Genomic DNA, 10,846 nt, shown 5'->3' on the forward strand with positions numbered 1-10,846 from the left:
TCCATCAAACTTCTTTAAGATCTAAAACACTGGTAATCTTTTCAACTCTGCTTCTCAACTCTTCAACCTCCTGCTCTGAAAATGGATATAATGGAGGAGCAAACTGTGCCTGACAAAGGCCCGCAAAAGACAATGCAGTTTTTAAGCCTTTCATGTAACTGGATTTATAGGCACCTACCTGATAGATGTTTTGACTGATCTCCATTACAAATTCCTGGTAGACCTTTATTTTCTCAAAATCCCTATTCGCAGCAGCTTCATATAATGCCACATATAGCTCAGGAAATAAATTTGCACCGCCACAAACTCCACCATGACTTCCCATCAGCACTGTTTCTGCCATCATTTCCTCTGGTCCAACCATCAGCACAAAGTCTGGGTGATTTCTAAACGCGTGACATAAGGACTGGAAATACACGGCATGAGCGGAGCTGTCTTTCAGACCTATAATCCGCTCATGTGTTGAAAGTCGAACAGCGGTCCCCACCTCTATGGTCAACTTGGTATGCGATGGCATATTGTACAGGAACATCGGCAATGAAATGGCATTTGCCAATTGGAGGTAATAGTGAGTCAATTCCTGCTGGTCAATATTCATGTAGAAAGGAGGTGCTACCACTACCGCATAGGCTCCAGCTTCAGCTGAAAACTCAGCCAAGGCTATACTTTCTTCTATGGACACATCGGTAACTCCTACCAAAACAGGCACTCTTCCCCCGACTTGCTCGCAAGTCTGCGTGATCAATTCTCTACGAACCTGATAGCTCAAACCAGAGAATTCACCGGTAGTGCCCAGAATAAAAATACCGTGAACTCCTCCGGATACTAAGTGCTCGATGAGCTTTTTCACACTATCCGTATCAAGCGATCCATCACTATTAAGTGGGGTTACCATTGGTGGAACAATACCTCGTAATGGTGCTTTGATATTTGTTAAATGTGGCATCTTATTGTTTTAAAAAGGTGGTAAGATCTAATACAAAAATCTGGTAAAACGCTTCGCCGTTGAGGGCTACCTGTCTGTTATATGCGATCGTTTGGCCGGAATTTGACCAGTTGATATTGCTGAGTTGAGTGCTGGTATTTGTGGGTTCTGGCAATACAAGGGTAGTTTTTCCGTCTGCGACAGCTGTGACATAGATTGCTTCTTTTGCACCATAAGCGAGGTATTTCCCATCGGCACTAAGTCCCAACGTAGTATCTGCCGAGAAGTCATTTGAAGTAATAGCTTTGACCTCTCCTCCATTTGGTGAAACAGAATAAATCTGTACAATTCCGTCATCATCTTTTTGGTAAAAATAAATGGCATCGCCATCCGGAGAACATCTCATCCATTGCCTTGGACCTTGTACACCTGGGTATTTATTCGCAGTGGTGAAAGTCAATCTCCGTTGCTTCACTCCTTTCGGTACAGAAGGTAATGTGGTTTTACTTCCTGCAGTCACTGAGCCCATAAGGCTTAGAATATCATCAGGAACATCTGCAATAAACACCTCCGTTACTTTCTCTCCTGACACTGAAAGTACATCTCCCAAGAATGCAAGTGCTACTTTTTGGCTACTTCCATCAGTCTTGGTATAACCGTCCTTTCCTACCCAGCCTTCTTCGTAGGCTTTGCTGATTTCATCTGAACCGGGCGCAGGATTGGCTTTTACTTCTGCCAACAAAATCGCAAAACTGTTCCCATCAAAATTTTCGTCGTCTCCCGTTCCATCGATAGCAACTTTTTCACCTGCGATAAATGCACCTACGGTTCGCAGGTCTTGGACGTCGGGATTGGTTTCAGTTGCTAGTGCTAAAACTTGATCGTTATAAGTAAAGCTCACCCAATGTCCATCTGCTCTGTAGGAATAGGCATGTGAACCTCCACGCAAAGCACCTTTTGTGAATGGCTCATTCACATCCCGAGCTTCCATAGGTTCAGTTTTATTGGCATTATCCAGATCAACTTGCATGGCGAATCGCCTGGTAAAACCATAGGGATTAGCCTCGGAAGCATTCATCAAGCCATGAATAAAAACCACTTTATTCTGGGATGGATGAAAACTGACAGCGCCTGTCCCAGGCCCAAAGGCTGTTTGATTTTCCAATTTGTATATGGTTTTAACCTCTTTGGTCTCCACATTCACAAGTTGAATAGAAGCATTCTCCCCGATTTTTGTTTCATCATTCCTAGTGTCATAAACCAGCCATTTATCGTCTGGAGAGAAAGCCTGTCGTTGGTTTAAAAAGTGCCCTGAAGGATCAATGGTTAGCTGGATTTCTAGAAGTTGTACAGGATTCTGATTCATGGTTGAATTCTTGGGTTTACAATAAAATGTGGTAAAAAGCCCTGCTAAAAGTAGTAGAAAGCTTAAAGCTCTGAAAATGGACAATCGGCTTTTCTGAAAGAAAATCACCTTTGGAAATGATAAAAATGACCGTCTTCAGCACCCACAAAAATCTCCCACACGCCATCCTTATTCCAATCGACGAACGTAGGACTCGTGGTATGTCCTGCCAGCACTTTTTCCGATAGCGGACCCTTATGACTGAAGATTACTTTGTTGGGTTCTTGACTGATATTTTCAAACAACGTAACGTTTACGCTATTAACTAGAAGGTCCAAATCACCATCGTTGTCCCAATCCACCAAGGAGATTTTTCTTCTGCCACTACCTCCAGCTTCGGCATTGTTCAGACGTAAGGGGCCACTTTCAGCATTTTCAGCTTTGTCTCTATTCGTATATATAGAAGCTTTATCTCCATAGAATATCCGCTTTCCGGGAAGTATTGCCTGCTGACCATTTTCATTTACTCCTTTGAAAAAGGATAAATAACCTTCAAAATCCAGCATCACTAAATCCATCACACCATCTTTGTCCCAGTCTATCGCATAAGGAGTGGTTCTCCACTGGGTGACCAATTCATCAGGCGCTGATTTCCACCAGTTCCAAGCAGGAGAAGTTGCAGCTTCGCTTCCACGATTTACTTTGATAGGTTTGGGAGCTTCTAGGCCAGAACCCGTATTTCTTATCCACTCGATCTTTCCCCAGATGGAATTAAAAATGATATCCTTATTCCCGTCCCCATCCCAGTCAGCCACAGAAAGCGTGGTATAACCCCATTTCGCTTCGGCTGGACCTTGAATTGAGCCGTTCTCTCCAGCTTGGATACGGATTGGTTCACCGCTTACTTCCAGAAGTTTTGGCTCTTTCCAAACAGGTTTCACTCCTCTACCCAGGTTCTCGATAAACGCAAAATAACCTGCTGAATTCCCAGTAATTATATCCTCATCTCCATCATTGTCCCAATCCACACTTACTGGCGTAGCCAAAGCACCGAACTTCAGGTTATCAGATTGCTGACGGAAATATTTTGGAGATTCAAACTGAGGCACTTTGTCGATTTGTTTTCCCGTATTCCTCACTAAAGCAACTCGTCCGTCCTCATCACCAACGACCAAATCCACATGCCCGTCTTTATCCCAATCCACCGCGACAGGAATAATCATCTCCAGATCCATTTTAATCAGACCAGCATCATTTTTCAAAAAAACACCTTCTTTATAGTTTGGCTCTTGTCTGGTTCCAATATTTTCGAAGTAAGTTATGCGATCCAAGAATTCTCCGCAGATCAGATCCAGATCACCGTCTCCATCAAAATCAGCGAAATTTGGAGAGGGCGCTCCGTAGACATCGAGCATTTCTCCTCCAGCTTCTATCCTTCCTTTATTTACATATTCGCCATCCTGATTTTCAAGTAAGAACACAAATCCATGAAGAGGTCCATTGATCCAAACCCCTTGGTCATTAAAGGCATTGTCCCAACCGTAGTCAGCCCAGTCATCAATCCCAACTACAATATCGAGATCGCCGTCTCCTTCGTAATCAACCATTTTCCACTGGTTAAAGCGAACCTTCTCAAAACCCTTCTTCAGCTCCTCTGCATCAAAAAGAACCTTTTCATTGCTCGCCAGTTTAGTCTTAAAATCCACCAGCTCTACTCCCGGAATATTGACTCTCATTCCTTGCTCGATATGAGAAATCTGCACATTTTTGATCGCATCTCCCAGCCGAACAGGAGAGGCAAAATCAGGAAAATCATCTCCTGAAGTATTCTCAAAAAAGTAAAGTCCATTGAATGGCTTGTCAGGACAGGAAACCAGCATGTCCATATCTCCATCTTCATCGTAATCCATCGGCAACGGCCAAGCCCAAAGCCCAACTCCCAAAAAAGAAGTTGTGTTTGAGTTGTTGTATTTTACGATTTCAAAGTCCTTAGCTACTTGCTGCGCATTGGTCAAATTCAAGAGGAAAGCAGCGCTTATACTCAGTGAAATCGTTTTTTTAAGGAAGCTATTTACCTGCGAAAGGAGGTGCATGTTTTCTTATTTTTGGGTTTATTTGTTCAGTATTCAAAATTCCAACTGTATTTCAGTCCTATTCATTCTGAACAAGAAACCCAACTAAAATATAGTCAGATGCCCTATTGAGATAAAATCTTGCAGAGCTACGTTACTTCGTCTTGAATTTACTTTGTTAAATATCACTTGAATTTCTATGCGAAGTCTATTCATTATTAGTAACATATTCCACTATCTTAACATTTTTGACTTATATGTAAGATCATACAAAACAAAATCATAGTATTGATTCTTATATTTAAACTTCAGATTTCTTTTGCACGAAATCAAATCAGAGTACCAAAAACCCAAATACGACTAGAAAACCTAATGAAAGCCCATTTTCATAAAGTACCCCTCGAACCTGCAAAATCCTTTATAATACGCTTTGATCCTAAACCTCTTACTGGAGAACTATGGCATTACCATCCCGAGCTGGAGCTTCACTATATCGTCAAAGGAGATGGCACACAATACATAGGTGATAGCATAAGTAATTTTTCTGATGGGCAAATGGTATTTTTGGGCGAGAATCTCCCTCATGCTTGGCGGCACAAAGAGGAATATTTTGAGGAGAATTCTGATTTGAAAAATGCTGCCTATATCCTTCAATTTCATCCAAATTGTTTCGGCCAGGAATTTCTAAAGCTGCCAGAGGCTCAAAGTATTCCTGCTTTATTTGAAAAAGCAAAACAGGGGTTAGTGATCAAGGGAGAGACTAAAGTGAAACTTGCGGAATTGCTTCAGCAATTAGAGCAAACTGTCAGCTTGAAAAGTATTATCCTTCTCCTTGAGATTATAAAAATTCTATCCGAAACAGAGGAGTATAGCACGATCTCACCGGGATATGCCTATAGCCATTTGTCGAACTTATCTGAAATGGACAGACTGGAAAAAATCTATTCTTACGTCTTGGCTAACTACGGAAATAAAATCAACCTCTCGGAAATCGCCGATCTCGCCAATCTCAGCCCTTCTGCGTTTTGTCGCTATTTCAAAACCATGACCAACAAGACATTTTTCGAATTTGTCATTGAAATAAGGATTTCAAATGCCTGTAGAGCGTTGAAGGAAAACAAGCAGTCAACTCAGATGATTTGCTACGATTGTGGCTTCAATACACTCTCGAACTTCTACAAGCATTTCAATAAAGTCACTGGGATGACTCCTTTTACCTATAAGAAACAAAACTTGTCTTGATGGTTAGAGCTTATTTCATCAATTGCTTTTGATTTTCATATACAACCAACTAAGTAAAACCCGTTTTTTGGGTTTAAAGATATCTTACCGTCCAAGGTATTAATCTGAAAATATCTTTTTGGGTTTTTTAATCAAAACCCACTTGTCATAAAAATGCCCCCAAATTGTTCATCTGGGGGCAAAAAATAAAACATTTTAGATTTTGGCAGGAACTTCAAAACCCGGTCTATAGTCACGAGTTAGCATTTTATCTGCTTCAGGGTCATTGACAAATTTCTCTGATTTTGGATCAAAGTCTAAAACCCGTCCCAGTCTATAGGCAATATTGCCCAGATGAGCCAATCCCGAAGAGAGATGTGCTGTTTCTACCGGGCCGTTCAGGATAGATTTATCATGCTTGCGCACTGCCTCTATGAAGTTGGCAAAGTGGCCATCGGTCCCCCCTGCTCCTCTGTCCATTCCTGAGGCTGCAGCTCCACCGTCATCACCTGATTTTCCCGGAGTTCGATCATTTCCCAAGAAGGTCTCATACTTATCATAGCCATCTACCACTAGATATCCCTTGTCTCCGTAGAAAATATTACCCACCGTAGCTCCACCTTCCGGGTTGGTGTACCATGGGCGCACTTCAAACTGGATGATTTTATTTTGCTCAGGATAGTTATATATGGACGTCAATACTTCAGGCACTTCCTTGCTGTCATTCCAAAGGAACTTTCCGCCCATGGAAGTGATCTTGGTAGGAAGCCCTACATCGAGTCCCCACATGCAAAGGTCTGTCTCATGAATTCCCTGGTTTCCTACATCACCATTTCCATAGTCCCAGTGCCAGTGCCAGTTGTAGTGTACCAGATTGTGTGTAAAGGGAGCTTTTGGAGCAGGGCCTGTCCACAGATCGTAGTCCAATCCCTCCGGAACAGGAGAAAGACCCTTGTCGCCAATATCTCCACGCATTCTAAAAACCAGACCCCTAGCCATATATACTCGTCCGATATACCCTTCTCGCATTAATTCTATTGCCTCTTGGATTGCTGGTGAGCTACGTAGCTGGACACCATGCTGGACTATCCTATCGTACTTATTCGCCGCTTCTATCATCCGACGGCCTTCTGAGATATTGTGCGAACCTGGCTTTTCTACATATACATCCTTACCCGCCTGACAGGCCCAGATCGTCGCCAATGCATGCCAGTGATTTGGCGTGGCAAGACTTATTACATCAATGTCCTTATTGTCCATCACTCGTCTTAGATCCTGCTCCAGCGCAACATCGGTACTATACTTCTCTTTAAAGGATTTCTGACCTTCCTTCAAAAGATTCATATCCGGATCACATAGGGTGGTGACTTGCACGTCCTTCTGAGCCATAAATCCTTGAATATGACTTTTGCCTCTGCCATTTATTCCCAGTACGGCTGCATTAATTCTGTCATTTGCTCCAAAAGCTGAAGCTGGTATAAAGGTGGGAAGCACCAAGGCTGCCGAACCTGCAATTGCGGTTTTTTTGATAAAACTTCTTCTAGAGGATTCTTTGCTCATAGCAATAGGGTTTTTAGGGTTTATGCTTTTTTTAAATTTCTTACGTCACACACTATAAATCCAATCTGCAACAATGTTCTGAAAATAGAAAGTGAAAATTGGATGTCTGGTTGGTAATTTTCGAAAATACTTTCTGAACCCCAACTATGCTAATGCATTAAATGATCCAACCATTTTAAAAAAAGCTTACATAGCCAAATATTTCTATAATACTTTCTTGGAAATTGGTAGCTTTTATCTCATCATTCACTTCCAAAAAAATTCATTTAAATCAAGTATTGTATGATTGACATTGAGCGCTTAGACCATGTGCTGATCACTATCCCACCGAATACTAGGGAAGAAGTAAAACGTTTTTACACAGAAACACTCCTACTTAAAGAAATCCCCGGAACTCATCCCAATGGAGCTATTTGGATACAAATTGGCGAAATAGAACTGCATATCCGAGAAGAAGATGACCATCAAAGCGCTTCCGCCAGACATTCAGCTTGGGTGGTAAAGGATTTGGAAGCAGCCAAGGCCTTCCTGCAAAAAGAAAATATCGAGATCAGTTTCTCATCGCTTATAGAAGGTCGAGACCGTTGCTTCTTCAGAGATCCTTGGGGAAATAGATTTGAGTTGATAGAATATGGTAAATAAATAGCTGTTTTAGTTGAAATTAATTTCTTGGCTTTTCTCTTACCTCTTTAGCTCCAAGTCTTTATTTCCCTCCCTTCATAAAAGAGTTTTGGGAGCTATCTTATAGAAGGTCCAGAAAAAAGAAGCAATTACTACCGCTATTCCTATAGGGAGTAAAATAGTGAAGGCTAAAATAATTTCATGATAATTAGGCATGGAACCCCATGAATTCCAAAGCAGAAGTCCTTGGACAAATAGTACCAATTCTGTGGAAATAAACCCGAAGATCAGCATCACAAATCCCAGTTTTGACAGGTTATTTTGAGGAACGATCCCTGCTTGGTGGCACACACCCAAACTAGTCATTGTAAAAACCCCCAGCATAATCAGGTGTATAAAACCTATAAAGAAATGTCTGATTTCTGAAGAAGCCAGTAGGAAAGTTGGAAGCAATAAGGTGGATTGCATAGCCGTCTTAGCCAAAAGAGATAGGATGCCCGACAAAACTAACCAATCACCTATTTCTCTTTTGCCATAGTGGGATTCTCTGCTTTTTTTCAACATCGGAATAAGGATTCTCCATAATACAACCAGCTGAATGGCCACTCCCAGTGCATTGAAGTAGCTAAGTATCGCTAAGGGATATGACCAGTAAGCTGGCAAACCATACGTGAGTATTAATGAAATCTGTAGGCCCCAGAACTCCCATTTGCTGATTTCTAATAGGATGCCTTTTCGCTCATAAGCCAAAACCAGAAAGGCCAAAATCGCATAGACGAACCATCCGTTAAATTGCAAGTGGAGAAAAAACTCAATGCTGGCTGAATAAAGGGGGTCAAGCTTACCGAAATTCACTATCACTATGGGCAGAAGCCATACACCTAACGTGGAAATAAACATCCAATAAATCGCCCATCTTCCGAGCAAGGCTGCTGTTTGGTTTGGTAGCTTTTTTAGATCTATCAGTAATAAATAGCCTAGAAAATAAGCTATCAGCAAATGCGCAGTAAGCAATGAAATACTCAAAATCGTATAGCCCTTGAGGATAAACGCAACCGTCATCACTAGGCAGACTATGCTATTAGCAAGTAATGACCATCGATAGAATATTGGCTTCTGGAGCCGACCATGCAGGAAATAAGTAAAAAGTGTACAAATAATCGTAAATCCCCAACCCAGCATCGCGAGGTGAGAATGTGCGTGCAGTACATTCGTATATTCGAAAAAGGGCAACTCCATCACCCAAAATAAACGCATACTAGTACCCAACACAGCGGCAATCAAAAAGAGCCAGAGACCCCAAATCACATAGCTTCGTTCAGGTTTTTGATTGAGCAGGATATCACTTGATTTATTTCCTAAAGTCATTGGGCGGGGATCTTTGTTTCACCTACTTCAAAACTAACTTTATCTCGCGATAATCTCGATTTGATAATCTGGATAAAAAGAAAGCTTTTTCTAATAACACCTAATTTTCAAAGGCGATCAATCAGGAAATACGCCCATTTAAAATGATTCTTCTGCGTTAATCGCATATTTTTTCTTTTCTTCGGGTTCATAAATAAACCCAAATCCGAGTAATTTTCAGAAATTATTAGTTTTAAAATCAAAATATGAAAGAAATAGTAGAAGCAATTAATGCAGTTGTTTGGAGTAATGCTCTGATCTTTCTTTGCCTGGCAGCCGGAGTTTATTTCTCCTTTGCCACCAAATTTCTTCAGGTCACTTATCTGAAAGAAATGGTTACACTCCTATTCAAAGGAGAATCATCTGAAAAAGGCGTTTCATCTTTTCAGGCTTTCGCAATTGCCATTTCGGGAAGAGTAGGAACAGGAAATATTGCGGGTGTAGCGACAGCAATCGCCATGGGAGGCCCTGGAGCTATCTTTTGGATGTGGACTATTGCATTTCTCGGAGCATCTTCGGCTTTTGTAGAATCCACTCTTGGCCAAATCTATAAGGAAGTTAACGACGGGCAGTACAGAGGTGGGCCTGCTTATTATATCGAAAAAGGTATCGGTAAGAAATGGTATGCAATGATTTTTGCTTTTGCAACGATACTTGCAACAGCTGTATTCATGCCGGGAGTCCAAAGTAATAGTATTGCCTTGAGCATGGACAACGCTTTTGGTGTACCGGTTTTCTACACAGGTATTATTGTGACTGTATTTATGGGTTTGATCATCCTAGGAGGAGTCAAGAGAATCAGTAAAGTAGCAGAAGTTGTAATTCCTTTTATGGCTGCAGCTTATGTCCTGATGGCGGTGGTAATTATCTCTATCAACATCACTGAAGTACCTGCGATTTTTGCTTTGATCATTAAATCAGCATTCAATATGGAAGCTGCTTTCAGTGGGGTGTTTGGTATGGCTATCGCTTGGGGTGTCAAAAGAGGAATCTACTCCAATGAAGCTGGACAGGGAACTGCGCCTCATGCAGCTTCAGCAGCCGAAGTAAGTCATCCTGTGAAGCAGGGATTGGTTCAGGCATTTTCAGTTTATGTAGATACGCTGTTTGTTTGTACGGCTACAGCTTTGATGATTTTATTCACAGGCCAGTTCAATGTAGAAAACCCAGAAGGAGGATTTATAGTGGAAAATCTTCCAGGAGTAGCTTATGGACCAGAATATACACAGTATGCCGTTGCTTCTCAATTCCCTACCCTTGGGGCTGGTTTCGTGGCTATTTCTCTGCTCTTTTTTGCCTTTACCACGATCATGGCATATTACTATATCGCAGAGACTAACCTGAGTTATTTGATCAGGAAGACACACAACAAGTGGGGAATTTGGGTACTCAGAATCGCTATCTTGGGAGCTACATTTTATGGATCTATCAAAACTGCCGAGATGGCCTGGACTATGGGTGATATCGGTGTAGGATTGATGGCTTGGCTCAATATCATAGCCATCATACTTCTACGAAAGCCAGCTTTCAAAGCATTGGCTGATTATAAAAGACAGAAGAAAGAAGGCAAAGATCCAGTCTTCATTGCAAAGGATGTTGGAATCGACAATGCTGATTTCTGGAAGTAGTGTTTGGCTTTAACCGCGGGGAGCCCAGAGGGTAACGCAGAGGGCACAGTGTAGTTAAAAAGAAAAA

At 41.6% G+C, this 10,846-nt stretch carries 8 protein-coding genes; 3 read left to right on the forward strand and 5 right to left on the reverse strand.

Annotated features, from left to right (window positions below):
* Positions 1-4: 4 nt before the first annotated feature.
* The 3 genes from BVH04_RS07820 to BVH04_RS07830 all read right to left on the reverse strand — a co-directional run bounded on the left by BVH04_RS07820 (position 5) and on the right by BVH04_RS07830 (position 4,363).
* Positions 5-946 carry a dihydrodipicolinate synthase family protein gene (locus BVH04_RS07820; RefSeq protein ID WP_086540913.1) on the reverse strand — a complete coding sequence of 314 codons (942 nt, stop codon included), beginning with the start codon at positions 944-946 and terminating at the stop codon, positions 5-7.
* Between the two features lies 1 nt (position 947).
* Positions 948-2,291: a DUF3748 domain-containing protein gene (locus BVH04_RS07825; protein WP_086540914.1), complete on the reverse strand. Its 1,344-nt coding sequence runs from the start codon at positions 2,289-2,291 to the stop codon at positions 948-950.
* A gap of 104 nt (positions 2,292-2,395) precedes the next feature.
* Positions 2,396-4,363 (reverse strand): FG-GAP repeat domain-containing protein, encoded by a 1,968-nt coding sequence (locus BVH04_RS07830; protein ID WP_086540915.1) that lies wholly within the window; start codon positions 4,361-4,363, stop codon positions 2,396-2,398.
* Positions 4,364-4,714: 351 nt separating this feature from the next.
* On the opposite strand from BVH04_RS07830, the gene BVH04_RS07835 reads away from it, so the two are divergent.
* Positions 4,715-5,584, forward strand: coding sequence for an AraC family transcriptional regulator (locus BVH04_RS07835; protein ID WP_086540931.1), 870 nt, complete (start codon positions 4,715-4,717; stop codon positions 5,582-5,584).
* A 195-nt stretch (positions 5,585-5,779) separates the two neighbouring features.
* Here BVH04_RS07835 and BVH04_RS07840 read toward each other — a convergent pair whose 3' ends face one another.
* Complete coding sequence (locus BVH04_RS07840; RefSeq protein ID WP_086540916.1) at positions 5,780-7,123, reverse strand: Gfo/Idh/MocA family protein; 1,344 nt, start codon at positions 7,121-7,123, stop codon at positions 5,780-5,782.
* Positions 7,124-7,405: 282 nt separating this feature from the next.
* On the opposite strand from BVH04_RS07840, the gene BVH04_RS07850 reads away from it, so the two are divergent.
* Positions 7,406-7,765 (forward strand): VOC family protein, encoded by a 360-nt coding sequence (locus BVH04_RS07850; protein WP_086540918.1) that lies wholly within the window; start codon positions 7,406-7,408, stop codon positions 7,763-7,765.
* Between the two features lie 75 nt (positions 7,766-7,840).
* Here BVH04_RS07850 and BVH04_RS07855 read toward each other — a convergent pair whose 3' ends face one another.
* Complete coding sequence (locus BVH04_RS07855) at positions 7,841-9,112, reverse strand: hypothetical protein (protein WP_086540919.1); 1,272 nt, start codon at positions 9,110-9,112, stop codon at positions 7,841-7,843.
* A 245-nt stretch (positions 9,113-9,357) separates the two neighbouring features.
* Here BVH04_RS07855 and BVH04_RS07860 point away from each other — a divergent pair, with 245 nt between their 5' ends.
* Positions 9,358-10,779 carry an alanine/glycine:cation symporter family protein gene (locus BVH04_RS07860; RefSeq protein ID WP_086540920.1) on the forward strand — a complete coding sequence of 474 codons (1,422 nt, stop codon included), beginning with the start codon at positions 9,358-9,360 and terminating at the stop codon, positions 10,777-10,779.
* Positions 10,780-10,846 lie beyond the last annotated feature (67 nt).

Origin of the sequence: Algoriphagus antarcticus (genome assembly GCF_002150685.1) — a bacterium.
GTDB lineage: Bacteria > Bacteroidota > Bacteroidia > Cytophagales > Cyclobacteriaceae > Algoriphagus > Algoriphagus antarcticus.